The sequence below is a fragment of the Amorphoplanes friuliensis DSM 7358 genome (assembly GCF_000494755.1).
Taxonomy (GTDB): domain Bacteria; phylum Actinomycetota; class Actinomycetes; order Mycobacteriales; family Micromonosporaceae; genus Actinoplanes; species Actinoplanes friuliensis.
Genome location: NC_022657.1, coordinates 1904745 through 1918500 on the forward strand (window position 1 = coordinate 1904745; position 13756 = coordinate 1918500).

Consider the following 13756-nt stretch of genomic DNA (forward strand, 5'->3'; position numbering starts at 1 on the left):
CTTAACCTGCGAGAAAGCTGAACCTGACCTGCCGCTGCGGGTTGTCGCCGTTCGGATCGACGAGACAGATCGACTGCCAGGTGCCCAGTGCGATGCGCCCGTCGATGACCGGGAGTGAAGCGTACGGGGGGATCCAGGCCGGCAGGACGTGGTCCCGGCCGTGCCCCTTCGAACCGTGCCGGTGCCGCCACTTGTCCTCGGCGGGCAGCAGGTCGTCGATGGCCGTGAGCAGGTCCTCGTCCGACCCGGCGCCGGTCTCGATGATGGCGACGCCGGCGGTCGCGTGCGGCACGAAGACGTGCAGGAGACCGTCGCCGCGGCCGCTCACGAACTGTTCGGCCTCGCCCGTGATGTCCCGGACGACGGGCTGGTCCCCGGTCCGCACAGTGATCACCGTGGTGTCCATGACCGGGAAGTCTGCCATCCGCGTCGTAGCGCTACGTGTAGAGGTCCAGCACGAGGAAGACCACACCCACGATCACGAACCAGCAGCCGCACTGCGCGACCCGGGCCACCACCGCCATGATCCGACTTCAGCACCGGTGGTGGCCCGTCCGCAGCGATTCCGCCGTTTGTCAGGCGGTCAGGTCCCGGCGGGTGAAGAGCCAGGTGCCGGCCGCGGCCAGGACGACCACACCTCCGGTCAGCGCCAGCACCCCCGGCCACTGCAGACCGTTGGTCAGCGGATCACCGCCCAGGTACCAGTGGAAGGGCGAGATCGTCCGCGTCCAGCCGAGCGCCTCGACCTGCGGGAAGACGCTGTTCGCCAGGTACGCGAGGACGGCTGTCGCGGCGCTGACCCCCAGCGCCACCGCCTTGCGTCCCGTCGCGGCGCCCAGGGCGAACGCCAGCGTCCCGAACAGCGCGCCGAAGAGTGCCAGCTGCACGTTGACCGCGAGGAAACCGCCGATCGAGACCGCGTCCAGCTCGAACGGCCGGCGCAGGGCCACCATCAGCGCGAACAGCACGACCGCGACGACCGCCATGCCGGCGAGCGCACCGCCGAGACGCTGCAGGGCCAGGCTCGGGCGGCTCACCGGGTGGGCCAGCACCAGGTCCAGGGTGCCCGCCTCCTCGTCGCCCGCGATGCTGCGGGTCCCGGCGGCGATCATGAAGACCGCGACCAGCAGCGGCACGAGCAGGCCGTAGACGGCTCCGCCGAGGTAGCCCTGCGGCGTACCGAGATCACCGGAGTTGAAAGCCGCCATCATGCCCTCGGGGTACGCGGCCAGCGCGTCGGCCATCTCCGGCGAGTTGACGGTCGGCCAGAACGCCGCGTACATCAGGGCGACCGCCGCGATCGCCAGCGTCCAGCCCGGCAGCGAGCGTCGTGCGTCCCAGAGCGAACGGGTGAGGACGTCAGGCTGCGACATGGCCCGCCTCCGGCAGCGCGTAGTAGTGGAAGAAGATCTCCTCGAGGTCCGGCTCCTCGCACAGCAGGTCGAGCACGGTGTAGCGCGAGGCGGCCTTGAGCAGCTCGTCCGTGTGCCCGGAGAGCCGGCCGTGCAGGGTCGCGCCGGTCACGGACAGGTCGGTGAAACCCGGCAGCCGGTCGAAGACGGCGGCGTCGAACTCGCCGTCGAAGGTCAGGGTGACGCTGCGGAGGGCGTGCGCGCGCAGCGACTCGACACTCTCGACGGCGACCAGGCGGCCGTCGCGGATGATGCCGACCCGGTCGGCGGTCTGCTGCACCTCGCTCATCACGTGCGAGGACATGAAAACCGTCGCGCCCTCACGCCGCGCCTCCTGCACCAGGTGCACGAATTCCTGCTGCAGGAACGGGTCGAGACCGCTGGTCGGCTCGTCCAGGACGAGCAGCTCGGGCGAGTGCATGAAGGCCTGCACGATCCCGGCCTTTTGCCGGTTGCCCTTGGACAGACCCCGGATCGGCCGGTCCAGATCGAGACCCAGCCGGTCGGCCAGCCCGGTGATCCGCGCGGCCGGGACACCACCCCGCAACTTCCCCAGGTACGCGAGGAGCTGCCGTGACGTCTGCCGGCCGTCCACGACGAAGTCGCCGGCGAGGTAGCCGACGCGCCGCCGCAGCGCCACGCCGTCGGTGCGCGGGTCCAGCCCCAGGACGCGGACGCTGCCGCCGGTGGGCCGGATCAGGTCCAGCAGGATGCGGATCGTGGTGGACTTGCCGGCGCCGTTGGGGCCCAGGTACCCGTACACCTCGTTGGTCCTGACCTCGAGATCGAGCCCCGCGAGACCGCGACTGCCGCGCCCGTAGGTCTTGACCAGGTCCTCGGTGGAGATGGCCGTGTCAGCCATCGCTCCGTCCTCTCTGTTCGGTTCTGAACCGGTCGATCAGCTTGGGCATCTCGGCCTCGATGAAGGCGTAGAAGTCCCGTGTCGTGCGGAGCCGGTCGGCACCGGGTGCCTGCTCGCCGCCGATCACCTCGAGTCCGCGGTCCATCAGCTCGCGGAACAGGGTGAACTTCTCCGAGCCCGCGGCCTGCGTCATCGCGTCCGGGGTCATCTCGTAGAAGGAGCCGCGGCGCCCGGGCATGGCCACGCGCCGGACCAGGCCGCTGCTCTCCAGCGTCCGCAGGCCCGCGCTGACCGAGCCCTTGGAGAGCCCGAGTGCGGTGGAGAGCTCCGCGCCGCTCTGTGCGGCAGGAGTGCAGATCAACAACCAGCCCAGCAGTTTCCCGTACGCCAGGGGCATGCCCATGCCGGCCAGCACGACGCCGGCCTCCTCGGCGTACCGGCGCTCGGCGCTGATGTCCATCTGTTCCCTCGATCTTTTGAATGTTCAGTACGTTCTGAACTTACGTCCGCCAGAGATCGAAGTCCAGCCATAAATCCGACCGAGTGTCCTAAGGCACTCACGGGCGGTGGCGGCGCTCGCCATGGTCGGTAATGCTGGTTCGCGTGACCACCCCGCAGAACCTCGACGAGCGCTTCCGCGACGCGGTCTCGGCCCTGCAGCCGGGCGAGCAGCGGCGAACGCCCGACGAGCCGGTCCGCGACGGCTCAGCCCTGTCCGGCGCGAGCGCCCGCGAGCTGTTCGACGCCCAGCTCACCAGCCGTCACCTCGACCTCGCCGCGCGCTGGCTGCGCAGTTTCAACGAGGGCTTCTACACGATCGGATCGTCCGGCCACGAAGGAAACGCCGCGGTCGCCGCCGCGCTGCGCCCCGACGATCCGGCCCTGCTGCACTACCGGTCCGGCGCGTTCTACTGTGCCCGCGCCCTGCAGGCCGGGACGCCCGGCGACGACGAGTCCGCCAAGGACCCGCTGGTCGAGGCCGCACGGGACGTCCTGCGCGGGGTCGTGGCCGCCGCCACCGAGCCGATCGCCGGTGGCCGGCACAAGGTCTTCGGCCGCGCCGACCTCCAGATCATTCCGACCACGTCCACGATCGCCTCGCACCTGCCCCGGGCCGTCGGCCTGGCCTTCGGCATCACCCGCAACCCGCGCGGGCCCTGGGCGCCCGACGCCGTCGCGGTCGCCTCCTTCGGCGACGCCTCCGCCAACCACGCGACCGCCACCGCGGCCTTCAACGCGGCCGGGTGGTGGGACCACACCGGGCAGCGCCTCCCGCTCCTGCTCGTCTGCGAGGACAACGGGTACGGCATCAGCGTCCCCTCACCCGACGGCTGGACCGCGGCGGCCCTGAAGTCCCGGCCCGGCCTCCGCTACTTCGAGGCGGACGGCTGCGACCTGGCCGCCACCTACGACGTGGCCCGCGAGGCAGTCGACTGGATCCGTGAGCACCGCCGCCCCGCCGTGCTGCACCTGACGATGGTCCGGCTCATGGGCCACGCCGGCGCGGACGCCGAGGTCGCCTACCGCACCGGCGAGGACATCACCCGCGACCTGGCCCGCGACCCGCTCGTCAGCACCGCCCGGCTCCTCGTCGAGGGCGGATTTGCCACCCCCGAGGACCTGATCACCCGGTACGACGAGGTGGGCTGGCAGGTCCGCAAGGTGGCCGAGGACGTCCTCGGCGAGCCGAAGCTGACCAGCGCGGCCGAGGTCGTCGCCCCGCTGGCCCCGCGCCGCCCGGTACGGACGGCCCGCAGCGTCGCCGACGCCGCCACCCGCGCCGCCGGACCGGGTGCGGCCGCCCGCTCCCAGGCCTTCGGCGGCAAACTGCCGGAGCAGGGCGGCCCCCTGACGCTGGCGCAGACCATCAACGCGACCCTCACGGACGCCCTCCTGGCCCATCCGGGCGCGATCCTCTACGGGGAGGACGTGGCCGTGAAAGGTGGCGTCTACGGCGTCACCAAGAACCTCCGCGACCGGTTCGGCGCCGACCGGGTCTTCGACACGCTCCTCGACGAGACGTCCATCCTCGGGCTGGGCCTCGGCGCCGGGCTGGCCGGGATGCTGCCGATCCCCGAGATCCAGTACCTCGCCTACCTGCACAACGCCGAGGACCAGCTCCGCGGCGAGGCCGCCACCCTGGGGTTCTTCTCCCAGGGCGCCTTCCGCAACCCGATGGTCGTCCGCGTCGCCGGCCTCGCCTACCAGCAGAGCTTCGGCGGCCACTTCCACAACGACAACTCGGTGGCGGTGCTCCGCGACATCCCGGGCCTGGTCCTGGCGGTGCCCGCCCGGCCCGCGGACGCGGCCCCGATGCTCCGGGCATGCCTGGCGGCGGCGGCCGTCGACGGCAGCGTCTGCGTCTTTTTGGAACCGATCGCGCTCTACCACACCCGCGATCTGTACGAACCGGGCGACAACGAGTGGCTCGCGCCGTACGCCGGACCCGGCGACTGGCCCGGCGGGCACATGCCGATCGGTCGCGCGCGCACGTACCCCGTCGGCGCCGCTGACAACTTGACGATTCTCACGTTCGGCAACGGCGTACGGATGTCACTGCGGGTCGCGGCCCGCCTGGCCGCGGAGGGTTACGGCTCCCGCGTGGTCGACCTGCGCTGGCTGTCTCCGCTGCCCACGGCCGATCTGGTCCGCGAGGCGCAGGCCACCGGCCGGGTCTTGATCGTCGACGAGACCCGGCGCTCCGGAGGTGTCGGCGAGGGCATTCTTGCTGCCCTGGTGGACGGCGGATTTGTCGGTGCCGCCCGCCGGATCGCCTCCGCGGACTCCCTGGTTCCGCTGGGTCCGGCAGCACAACAGGTCCTGATCGGGGAAGATGCCATCACACAGGGTGCCCACGCCCTGCTGGCGCGGTAAATTGCCACACACTCGGTGCGCCACTTGCGCGCAGAGCCGCAACTGTGTGGACTACCCGGAACGAAGGGCCGGCTTGCCGGCCCCACCACGGAACAAGGAGGCATTCGACAGTGAGCGCGACCGCTGGTCAGGCCGACGGCGTACGTAGCCCGGCGGACCGGTTCGGGATCGAACCGGGCATGGTGGTCATGGAGATGGGCTACGACGACGACGTCGACGAAGACCTCCGTGAATCCCTGGCCGAACGTTGTGGCGAGTTGGTCGACGAGGACACCGACGAGGTGGTCGACGCGGTACTGCTCTGGTACCGCGACGGCGACGGTGACCTCTTCGAACTGCTCACCGATGCTTTGGGGCCGCTCGCCGACACCGGCGTGGTGTGGCTGCTGACTCCGAAGGCCGGCCGCGACGGCCACGTCGAACCGAGCGAAGTCAGTGAATCCGCGCCGACCGCCGGCCTCCAGCAGACCTCCACGGTGAACGCGGGCAAGGACTGGACAGCCGCACGGCTGGTCTCACCCCGAGGCGCCAAGAAGAAGTAACGGCGCCCAGTCCAGGCCGGCGCCCCACCGACGGGCGACCGGCCATTTGCCATGCGCGCGGTCAGGCCTTTTCTGCCTTAGGCTTGATCACATGCCGATCGACGTGGGAACCCAGGCCCCTGACTTCACCCTAAAGGACCAGAACAACCAGGAGGTCAGCCTGGCTGATTTCAAGGGCCGCAAAGCCGTGCTCCTGGTCTTCTACCCGCTGGCCTTCACCGGCACCTGCCAGGGTGAGCTGGCCGAGATCCGCGACAACCTCAGCCAGTACGAGAACGACTACGTCCAGGTGCTGACGGTGAGCGTCGACTCCGCGTACAGCCACAAGGTCTGGGCGGACCGCGAGGGCTTCACCTTCCCCATGCTGGCCGACTTCTGGCCCCACGGCGGCGTCGCCCAGGCCTACGGCGTGTTCTTCGAGCAGGCCGGCATCGCCAACCGCGGCACCTTCGTCATCGACAAGGAGGGCGTGGTCCGATACGCCCACATGCAGGGCCCCGGCGAACCCCGCGACCAGAACACCTGGCGAGACACCCTGGCAAAGATCGTCTTCTGACCCCTCGCCGCCGCCGGACGCCCCGGCGGGGCAAGGTACGATGACCACTCCGGTTTCCCACCACGGAACCGGGCGCGTAGCTCAGTGGGAGAGCACTCGCCTTACAAGCGAGGGGTCGTAGGTTCGAAACCTACCGCGCCCACCTTGCCGGCTCCGGGGGCGACCCCCGGACTCCCCACGGTGCGGTGATCCCGCAGAGTGCTTCCGGCCTGGTCAGAGCGGTGTTTAGCCTCTGGACGGCTGTTATCCGGGTGACCTCGTCACTCGGGCTCGATAGCGTGCCCGGTGTGTCCACTGTTTACGGGTCGACCATGGCTGAGGCGTACCTGCGCGGGCGGAATTTGCGGGCTGAGGACATGAGTGCCTGGCTGGCTGCGGCTGCGCCCTTTCTGCCTGGACCGGGTGGGCGGATTCTTGATCTCGGTGCCGGCACCGGGCGGTTCACCGCCGCGCTCGGGGAGGTCGCGACGGTGATCGCGTGTGAACCGTCCGCGGCCATGCGGGCTGTTTTCCCGGGCGGTCAGTTGCTGGTCGGTGGATCCGCGGAGGCGATTCCGCTGGCGGCGGCCAGTTTTGAGGCCGTGTGGGCGTCGCAGATGGTCCATCACGTGAAGGACCTCGAGGCTTTCGCGGGGAATGTCCGGCGGGTGCTCAAGCCGGGCGGTCATCTGCTGCTGCGGGGAGGGTTCGGTGAGCTTCCGCTTACGCGGTGGTTCCCGGAGGCTTTTGCCGCCGACGCCGAGGGGTTGCTCGGCGTGGTCACCGCCCGGCTGGCCGAGGTCGGGTTGACGCTGACCGCGCGGATCGAGGTGGGGCAGCGATATGCGGACAGCGCGCAGGAGCTGGTCGACAAGGTACGCACCCGGTCGCTGAGCAACCTGGCCGTGCTGGCCGACGACCATTTTGCGGACGGTCTGCGGGCGCTGGAGCAGGACGCGCCCGGTCTCACCTATCCGCTCGACGAGCAACTCGAACTGGTGGTTTTCGGATGAGCAAGGTGGCCCTGGTGACCGGCGTCGGCCGGCGGATCGGGATCGCGGCGGCGATCGCGGAGCGGCTCGGGAACGACGGGTGGGACATCGCGTTCAACTACTGGCAGCCGTACGACGAGCGGATGCCGTGGGGGCGGGACGCCGAGTCGCGGGCCGAGCTTGTGCGGCGGCTCGACCGGGCCGGGGTGCGGTCGCTGGCGGTGGAGGCGGATCTGGAGGATGCCGGCGCGGCCGAGGCGATCTTCGAACGGGTCGGTGCCGAGCTCGGGGCGGTGGGTGCGCTGGTGCTCTCGCATGCCGAGTCCGTCGATTCGGGGCTGCTGGACACCACCGTGGAGAGTTTCGACCGGCACTTCGCCGTCAACACGCGGGCGAGCTGGCTGCTGATCCGGGAGTTCGGCCGCCGGTTCACCGGGGAGCACGGGAGCGGGCGGGTGATCGCGCTGACCAGCGACCACACCGTCGGCAACCTTCCGTACGGCGCCAGCAAAGGTGCCCTCGACCGCATCACCCTCGCCGCCGCACATGAGCTGGCCCAGCTGGGGATCACCGCCAACGTGATCAATCCGGGGCCGGTCGACACGGGGTGGATGGGGCCGGAGCTGATCGACACGATGGTCGGTCTCACTCCGCTGGGCCGGCTCGGCACTCCCGCCGACGTCGCCAACCTGGCCGGCTTCCTGTGCTCGCCGGAGGGCGGCTGGATCAACGGCCAGCTGCTCTACAGCAACGGCGGCGCCAAGTAGGTCAGTCGAGAAGGCGGAAGACAAAACGGTCGTTCCAGTCCCGCTCCTCGTCCTGTGCCGCGATCGCTTCGAGGACGGCCACATAACTGTCGAACAGTGCCGCCCCCAGGGCCAGGCGGACTGCTTCGGCGTGGATCCAGACCAGCTGCACCGGGCGCGGATCGCCGGCGGCCAGGTGATCGCGCAGGTCGTCGAGGTCGTGGCGGTAGTACGGGCCGTAGCCGAACGCGCCGGCCAGACGCTGCTGGAGGTCGGCCTCGTTCAGCACGAACCGGCCGTCGATGACGACGTTCAAGCTCTACCTCCGGAAACTACTCTGCGCCCCATGGGTGACGTGGACGTGGTTTTCCGCAAGTTCGACGGGAGCATGCACCGGAGGGCCTTCGAACGGTTCCTCGGTGAGGACGATTGGGGGACCTGGCTGGGTGTCCCGGTCGGCACCGAGGTCGACTACGTCTCGTCCGGCTTCCGCAGGAAGGACGAGCACCGCGGTGTGCGTCTGGTCCCGCACGGGGGCTGGTGGACCGCGCTGTTCTTCGCACCGACCTGGGACCTCGAGATGTACTGCGACATCACCGCCCCGGCCACGTGGAAAAACCGGGAACGGGTGACCCTGGTCGACCTCGATCTGGACGTGACCCGCCGGCACGACGGTCACGTCGAGCTGCTCGACGCCGACGAATTCGCCGTGCACCAGCTCCGTTACGGCTATCCGGCCGAGACGGTCCGGCAGGCGTCCGCGGCGGCGCAGGAGGTGACCGCGGCCTGCCGCGCCCGGGAGGAACCCTTCGGTCTGCACTACACCACCTGGCTGGCCCGGGTGTGATGCTCGAGCCGCGTGCCGCTGCCCAGCAGAGCCGTGGTGGAGAGACCGACCCGGCCGTTGCTGTCCCGGCGGCTGTCGATCGCCCGGTCGTACGACGCCCGGATCCGGGTGACCGACTCGGCCGGCAGCGACCGCAGCAGTGTGCCCAGGGTGCTCAGACCGCCGGCCGGGCCGGACCACCAGTCCTCCGGGTCGAAGTGGTGCGTCCAGGTGACCGTCTCGACCCGGACCCCGTCGAGGCCCGCGTCGTGCAGCAGCGTCGTCAGCCCGGCCGCGGTACGCGGAAAGTCCAGTGCCTCCTCGACCCGGGGCGAGCCGCCCGGCGGCACCACACCCGAACCGGCGACGACCTCACCCCAGAACGCCTGCAGCGGCGGCGCCGGGAACGGCCAGATCGACGCGGCGACCCGGCCACCGGTCGCGGTGACACGCACCAGCTCACGCGCCGCGGCAGCCGGATCACCGACGTGGTTGAGCACGAAGTTGGCCGTCACCGCCTCGAACGACCGGGCCTCGAACGGCAGGTCGGGCAGCCTCGCCACCCGCACCTCGGCACCGGGGACATTGCGGCCCGCGGCCTCGACCATGCTCGGCTCGGCGTCGACGGCGGTGACCAGCGCACCCAGACCCGCGGCGGCCGCGGCGAGCGTGCCCCGACCGGTGCCGACGTCGAGCAGCCGCTTGCCACCCGACACCCCGGCCAGGTCGAGCACCTGGTCACGGACCCCGGCGCACAGGGGCGCGAAGCTGCGCTCGTAGGTCGAGGCACGCCCCGCCCACATCTCACGTTCGTGCCGGTCGAAATCCAGGTAAGCCTCAGTCACGCTCCGGACCCTAGGACCCGCGTACGACACATTTCGACGACCGGGTGGTAGGCGTCCTCGGGCTCGCCCGACCAGCCGGCCGCGTCCCAGGTGCCCAGGCGGTAGATCGCGGCGCGGACCAGCATCTGGTCCCACTCCGGCAGGTGCGCCCAGCGGTCCAGAAGCTCCGGACCGACCCCGTGCCACACCACCGCGTCGATCGCCGCGACCGCCGACGCCCAGGCGGGCGGCCGCCAGTAGGCCGGCCAGTCGATCACCGCGGGCGGCCGGCCGTCGGCGAAGAGCAGATTGCCGAGCAGGTCACCGTGCACGATCTGCTCCGCCGACAGCACCGGCCGGCGCAGCTCCAGCAGTTCGTCCAACAGCTTCGACGGCCGCCGCTGCCCCGGGAAAGACTCGTCCTCGAAGGCCAGCCACTCCCCGTACGCCCAGGGATTTTGCCTGGTGTCCAGGAACGCGGGACGCGGCACCGCCGTGAGCGCCTCGTGGAACGCGGCCCCCGCCCGGATGACATCGTCGACACGGCGCTGATCGGGCTGACCGGCAACCGCCTCGGTCGCCTCCCAGCCTCCGGCGATCCAGTCCCCGTCCGCAGCCCGCACGGGACGCGCGACCCGGAAATGCGGCGAGCGGGGCAAGGAGTGCAGCACTCCCGCACGCCAGCGGACCTCGTCGTCGCCCTCGGACGGCTTCAGCACCACGTCGCCGACCCGCCAGGTGCCGCCTTTGCCGCCTGCCAGGCGTACCGGATCGCCCTGAGCACCGAAAGCCGCACGAACCTCGGGCGGGGGTGGCAGCTCAGCCATCGTCAGGGATGTCCGTTCTCGAGATAGGCGGTGGTGCCGGTGAGCGCGGCCCGCCGGGCCGCCTCCGACCGCCGGGCGACCAGGCCACGGAGGCGCGCTGCCGCCTCCGCGGGCGTCGACCACGCCCAGCTCCGCAACTCGCTCTCCTGCAGCCGGATCCTGCCAGGATCGGCCAGGACGCCGCCATCAAATACCACCATCAAGCCCTCGGTACGCCCATCGCGCGCGGGCACCCAGTCGACGGCCAGCAGGCGCCCCGGAACGACGGTCAGGCCCAGCTCCTCGGTGACCTCCCGCGCAGCGGCCGCACGCGGTGACTCGTCGGCCTCGACAACCCCGCCGGGCAGCTCCCACTCCGGCTTGTACGTCGGCTCCACCAGCAGAATCCGGTCACCGCCGTCGCGGAACAGCACACCGGCACCCATCCGCTTGCGGGGCAGGGTGGCGGTCCAGTCGCTGGTCACACGGGTCAGACTAGGGGCTGCGACTCCGCTAGCCTGACGCGGTGGAAGTCCTCCCCGCGATCGCCGACGAACGGCGCCGCATCGCCGACCTGGTCGACTCGCTCACCCCGGCCCAGCTGGAAACCCCCAGCCTGTGCGGCGACTGGACCATCCGCCAGGTCGCCGGCCACCTGCTCGCGGCCATCTCCAAACCGGTGACACCCGTACTCCCGTTGCTCGCCCGCAGCGGCTTCAACATCCACAAAGCCAACGCCCGGCTGGCGGCGCTCGTCGCCGACCAGCCACCGTCGTCCCTCGCCCAAGGCCTGCGCGACCACGCCGACAGCAGTTTCCGCCCGCCGATCGTCGGCTATCCCGGCCAGCTCACCGACCTGCAGGTGCACGGCCAGGACATGCGGCGGCCGCTCGGCCTGCCGCACGGGCTGGTGCACGACCGGGTTCGCGTGTCGCTCGACTTCCTGGTGGGAGGGCGTGCGGTGGGTTTCGCCCCCCGCCGCCGGCTGGCAAAGCTGCGCTTCGAGGCGTCCGACCTGGACTGGTCATGGGGGGAAGGGCCGTTGGTCACGGGCCCGGGGGAGGCGCTGATGCTGGCGATGACGGGGCGGGAGGTGGCGCTGAGCGAACTCGACGGACCAGGCGTCCCCATCCTCCGCAACCGCCTCACCTCGTCCTCCTGATTCGGTCCGGTCCTCCTACCTCCGCCCGCCACCGCCTGGATCCGCCTCCGTCTTCGCCTGCCTCCGCGCGCCGCCGACTCCGCCTCCTCCCTCCTGCGTCGCGCGGCTCCGGCATGCCCGACGGGACGGCGCAGTCCTGATTAGACGGGCGTTGGGCCGACATGCCGGAAGTTGCTGAGGGCCGCGCCACGCCGGGCGGGAAAGTGTCGGTGGGCGGTCCTACCTTCGCCGCATGGATGACAACGAGCACCTGCCCGACGACGACCGCCGCCCGCACCTCGCCCTCGAGCGACACCTGACGGTCGGCCGGCACGTCTACCAGCTCACCGCTTCGGGCACCGGCGAGGACCGCGTCAACCTCACCGTGGTCGGCTGGAGCCCCGGCGGCGAGGTGGTCAGCGAGCTCAGCGGAGGGATCTCGCCCGACGACCTGACCGCGGTGGCCGACGCCCTGACCTCGACCCTCGCCGGTCTGGGCACCCTCCGCCGGCAGCGCCTCAAGCCCGCCAAGCCCGAACCGGCCCGACGCCACCCCCACCAGGGCGCCCGCTGGTCGGCGACCGATGACGAACGTCTGGTCACACGCTTCCGCGACGGGGCGAGCCCGAAGGTTCTGATGGAGGAGTTCGGCCGCAGCCGCGGCGGCATCAACTCCCGCCTCGTGCACCTGGGCCTGATAGCCCCGGAAGACGCCCCGACGAGCCGCCTCCCCTCCGAGCGCCTCCTGACCGTGCGCGGACCTTCTTCCTCGCAGAGCAACCTCCCGGCCGAGGCCGACAGCGAGCCTGACGGAAAGGAGGGCGCCATCGAGGCCGCCTGAGCAGTCCTCCCGGTCCGCGTCTGCCTCGGGGTTGGCTGTCCTCGGGACGGCCTCCGCCCTTGTCGTGTCCGGGTTCCGCTCGGGTGGTCGTCCTCGGGGCGGCCTCTGCTCTGGTCGTGTCCGGGTTCCGCTCGGGTGGCTGTCCTCGGGGACGGCCTCCGCCCTGATCACGGACGCGTTCCGTTCGGGGCGGGCCCGTCCGCAGGCTGCGCCCGCCCCGGTCGGGCGTGGCTTCGGGGCCGGAACGGATGCACCCTCGCTGCACCCGGGACCTGCTCATGTAGGAGGCCGTCCACCCGATTCCTTCAGGCACCGGCGGACGGCTCCGCCGGTGAGCGGGCCCGGGCGTAACCCCCTCGGCGTCCGGGCCCGCTCAGCTTCCCGCAGGCGGAAAGGGCGCGCCGTGATCGCACCGGGGCCCAAGGGTCTGCACATCGGCATCGACACCGAGAAGATCGTCGTGTCGCCGTCACCGTTGAAGATGCGCACCGGGCGGGCCAAGCGTTCCCGCTGGGGTTCGGTCACCGAGCTGGTGCCCGCCGAGCCCAGCGGGCGCACCCGGGAGGAACGCCTGCGGGCGGCCTCACAGCTCGCGCTGGTCCTCGTGCTGCTGTCGGCGGTTCTCGGTGCGCTCGGCATCGCCTGGTGGGCTTCGACGGCTGGTTCGGTCGCTCTGGTGGCCTTCTTCGTCGTGGAGCAGGCGCGCGCCGCCCGGGTCGGCAGCATCGCTCTGCCCCGCGGCGACCAGGCGCACGTCCTGCACGCGCCGGAGGAACGCACCGCCTACGAGCGTGCCGTGGTCGTGGCCCGCCGGGTCCGCCGCACCTGGCCTGCCCTGCGCCACATGATCGACCCGGACGACGCGGACCGCAGCCTGACCACCGCCCTGGCCCAGCTGGCCGCCATCATGTCCCGCCGCCAGCAGATCCGCCGCCTCCGCGAGGAACTCGCCGACGCCACCCAGCACGACCTTCCTGCCGACAGCCCGGCCGTGCAGGCCCTCGCCGAGCAGCGCCTCCGCGTCGAAGGCCTGTGGCGCCTGACGGCGGCCGACGCCAACCGCATCCTGGCCAGCATCAACGCCGCCGCCATCGCGGGTGAGAACCTCATCCGCGAACAACGCATCGGCGAAACGGCCCGCCAGGCCGAACTCGCCATCTCCCGCCTGACCGCCACCGGCCCGTCATCCTCCGACGCCGGCCCCGACCTGGCCGAACGCACCGCCGCCGTGATCGCCGCCTACCGCGAACTCGCCGCCGACCACTGACCGCTGCTGGCCCCGAGCCGGGCGCCGGTCACTGACCGCTGCTGGCCCCGAGCCGGGCGCCGGTCACTGACCGCCGCTCGCCCCCGAG

Annotated in this window: 17 protein-coding genes and 1 tRNA gene; 10 read left to right on the plus strand and 8 right to left on the minus strand. The window is 71.3% G+C overall.

The window, feature by feature from the left end:
- Position 1: 1 nt before the first annotated feature.
- The 4 genes from AFR_RS08860 to AFR_RS08875 form a co-directional block, all read right to left on the minus strand.
- Positions 2 to 406 carry a YjbQ family protein gene (locus AFR_RS08860; RefSeq protein WP_023359574.1) on the minus strand — a complete coding sequence of 135 codons (405 nt, stop codon included), beginning with the start codon at positions 404 to 406 and terminating at the stop codon, positions 2 to 4.
- A gap of 169 nt (positions 407 to 575) precedes the next feature.
- Positions 576 to 1373, minus strand: a complete 798-nt coding sequence (locus AFR_RS08865; RefSeq protein WP_023359575.1) for an ABC transporter permease subunit — start codon at positions 1371 to 1373, stop codon at positions 576 to 578.
- Positions 1360 to 2274: an ABC transporter ATP-binding protein gene (locus AFR_RS08870; RefSeq protein ID WP_023359576.1), complete on the minus strand. Its 915-nt coding sequence runs from the start codon at positions 2272 to 2274 to the stop codon at positions 1360 to 1362. Before AFR_RS08870 ends, AFR_RS08865 begins: the two co-directional genes overlap by 14 nt.
- On the minus strand, positions 2267 to 2734 hold the full coding sequence (locus AFR_RS08875) for a GbsR/MarR family transcriptional regulator (RefSeq protein WP_023359577.1): 468 nt from the start codon (positions 2732 to 2734) through the stop codon (positions 2267 to 2269). The genes AFR_RS08870 and AFR_RS08875 overlap by 8 nt, the downstream gene beginning before the upstream one ends.
- A 131-nt stretch (positions 2735 to 2865) precedes the next feature.
- On the opposite strand from AFR_RS08875, the gene AFR_RS08880 reads away from it, so the two are divergent.
- The 6 genes from AFR_RS08880 to AFR_RS08905 all read left to right on the plus strand — a co-directional run bounded on the left by AFR_RS08880 (position 2866) and on the right by AFR_RS08905 (position 7984).
- Positions 2866 to 5148 carry a thiamine pyrophosphate-dependent enzyme gene (locus AFR_RS08880; RefSeq protein ID WP_023359578.1) on the plus strand — a complete coding sequence of 761 codons (2283 nt, stop codon included), beginning with the start codon at positions 2866 to 2868 and terminating at the stop codon, positions 5146 to 5148.
- 110 nt (positions 5149 to 5258) lie between these two features.
- Positions 5259 to 5690 carry a DUF3052 domain-containing protein gene (locus tag AFR_RS08885; protein ID WP_023359579.1) on the plus strand — a complete coding sequence of 144 codons (432 nt, stop codon included), beginning with the start codon at positions 5259 to 5261 and terminating at the stop codon, positions 5688 to 5690.
- Between the two features lie 91 nt (positions 5691 to 5781).
- Positions 5782 to 6246 (plus strand): peroxiredoxin, encoded by a 465-nt coding sequence (locus tag AFR_RS08890; RefSeq protein WP_023359580.1) that lies wholly within the window; start codon positions 5782 to 5784, stop codon positions 6244 to 6246.
- Positions 6247 to 6316: 70 nt separating this feature from the next.
- Positions 6317 to 6388, plus strand: a tRNA-Val gene (locus AFR_RS08895).
- A 145-nt stretch (positions 6389 to 6533) separates the two neighbouring features.
- Positions 6534 to 7238 carry a class I SAM-dependent methyltransferase gene (locus AFR_RS43470; protein WP_148307910.1) on the plus strand — a complete coding sequence of 235 codons (705 nt, stop codon included), beginning with the start codon at positions 6534 to 6536 and terminating at the stop codon, positions 7236 to 7238.
- Complete coding sequence (locus AFR_RS08905) at positions 7235 to 7984, plus strand: SDR family oxidoreductase (RefSeq protein WP_023359582.1); 750 nt, start codon at positions 7235 to 7237, stop codon at positions 7982 to 7984. Before AFR_RS43470 ends, AFR_RS08905 begins: the two co-directional genes overlap by 4 nt.
- A gap of 1 nt (position 7985) precedes the next feature.
- Here AFR_RS08905 and AFR_RS08910 read toward each other — a convergent pair whose 3' ends face one another.
- Positions 7986 to 8279, minus strand: a complete 294-nt coding sequence (locus AFR_RS08910; RefSeq protein WP_023359583.1) for a barstar family protein — start codon at positions 8277 to 8279, stop codon at positions 7986 to 7988.
- Between the two features lie 30 nt (positions 8280 to 8309).
- On the opposite strand from AFR_RS08910, the gene AFR_RS08915 reads away from it, so the two are divergent.
- The gene (locus AFR_RS08915) at positions 8310 to 8810 is read left to right on the plus strand and encodes a ribonuclease FAU-1 family protein (protein ID WP_023359584.1); all 501 of its coding nucleotides are present in this window, start codon (positions 8310 to 8312) and stop codon (positions 8808 to 8810) included.
- On the opposite strand, the gene AFR_RS47240 is transcribed toward AFR_RS08915, so the two are convergent.
- Genes AFR_RS47240 through AFR_RS08930 form a run of 3 tightly spaced genes read right to left on the minus strand, consistent with a single transcriptional unit; the run spans position 8783 to position 10904 of the window.
- The gene (locus AFR_RS47240) at positions 8783 to 9634 is read right to left on the minus strand and encodes a class I SAM-dependent methyltransferase (RefSeq protein ID WP_023359585.1); all 852 of its coding nucleotides are present in this window, start codon (positions 9632 to 9634) and stop codon (positions 8783 to 8785) included. The two genes, AFR_RS08915 and AFR_RS47240, sit on opposite strands and share 28 nt — an antisense overlap.
- Entirely contained in the window at positions 9631 to 10440 is an 810-nt protein-coding gene (locus tag AFR_RS08925; protein ID WP_023359586.1) for a TIGR02569 family protein, read from the minus strand. The genes AFR_RS47240 and AFR_RS08925 overlap by 4 nt, the downstream gene beginning before the upstream one ends.
- 2 nt (positions 10441 to 10442) lie before the next feature.
- Positions 10443 to 10904 (minus strand): NUDIX domain-containing protein, encoded by a 462-nt coding sequence (locus tag AFR_RS08930; RefSeq protein ID WP_023359587.1) that lies wholly within the window; start codon positions 10902 to 10904, stop codon positions 10443 to 10445.
- A gap of 41 nt (positions 10905 to 10945) precedes the next feature.
- Between AFR_RS08930 and AFR_RS08935 the strand changes: the two genes are divergently transcribed.
- The 3 genes from AFR_RS08935 to AFR_RS08945 all read left to right on the plus strand — a co-directional run bounded on the left by AFR_RS08935 (position 10946) and on the right by AFR_RS08945 (position 13668).
- Positions 10946 to 11581, plus strand: coding sequence for a maleylpyruvate isomerase family mycothiol-dependent enzyme (locus tag AFR_RS08935; RefSeq protein ID WP_023359588.1), 636 nt, complete (start codon positions 10946 to 10948; stop codon positions 11579 to 11581).
- Between the two features lie 232 nt (positions 11582 to 11813).
- A complete protein-coding gene (locus AFR_RS08940; protein ID WP_023359589.1) occupies positions 11814 to 12401 on the plus strand; it encodes a hypothetical protein in 588 nt (195 codons plus the stop codon).
- 403 nt (positions 12402 to 12804) lie between these two features.
- Positions 12805 to 13668 (plus strand): hypothetical protein, encoded by an 864-nt coding sequence (locus tag AFR_RS08945; RefSeq protein WP_023359590.1) that lies wholly within the window; start codon positions 12805 to 12807, stop codon positions 13666 to 13668.
- The last annotated feature ends 88 nt before the right edge of the window (positions 13669 to 13756 follow it).

Bases quoted from the DNA above. Each gene is read 5' to 3' on its own strand.
- AFR_RS08860 (WP_023359574.1), bottom strand. From the start codon at position 406: ATGGACACCACGGTGATCACTGTGCGGACCGGGGACCAGCCCGTCGTC.
- AFR_RS08865 (WP_023359575.1), bottom strand. From the start codon at position 1,373: ATGTCGCAGCCTGACGTCCTCACCCGTTCGCTCTGGGACGCACGACGC.
- AFR_RS08870 (WP_023359576.1), bottom strand. From the start codon at position 2,274: ATGGCTGACACGGCCATCTCCACCGAGGACCTGGTCAAGACCTACGGG.
- AFR_RS08875 (WP_023359577.1), bottom strand. From the start codon at position 2,734: ATGGACATCAGCGCCGAGCGCCGGTACGCCGAGGAGGCCGGCGTCGTG.
- AFR_RS08880 (WP_023359578.1), top strand. From the start codon at position 2,866: ATGCTGGTTCGCGTGACCACCCCGCAGAACCTCGACGAGCGCTTCCGC.
- AFR_RS08890 (WP_023359580.1), top strand. From the start codon at position 5,782: ATGCCGATCGACGTGGGAACCCAGGCCCCTGACTTCACCCTAAAGGAC.
- AFR_RS08905 (WP_023359582.1), top strand. From the start codon at position 7,235: ATGAGCAAGGTGGCCCTGGTGACCGGCGTCGGCCGGCGGATCGGGATC.
- AFR_RS08915 (WP_023359584.1), top strand. From the start codon at position 8,310: ATGGGTGACGTGGACGTGGTTTTCCGCAAGTTCGACGGGAGCATGCAC.
- AFR_RS08925 (WP_023359586.1), bottom strand. From the start codon at position 10,440: ATGGCTGAGCTGCCACCCCCGCCCGAGGTTCGTGCGGCTTTCGGTGCT.
- AFR_RS08940 (WP_023359589.1), top strand. From the start codon at position 11,814: ATGGATGACAACGAGCACCTGCCCGACGACGACCGCCGCCCGCACCTC.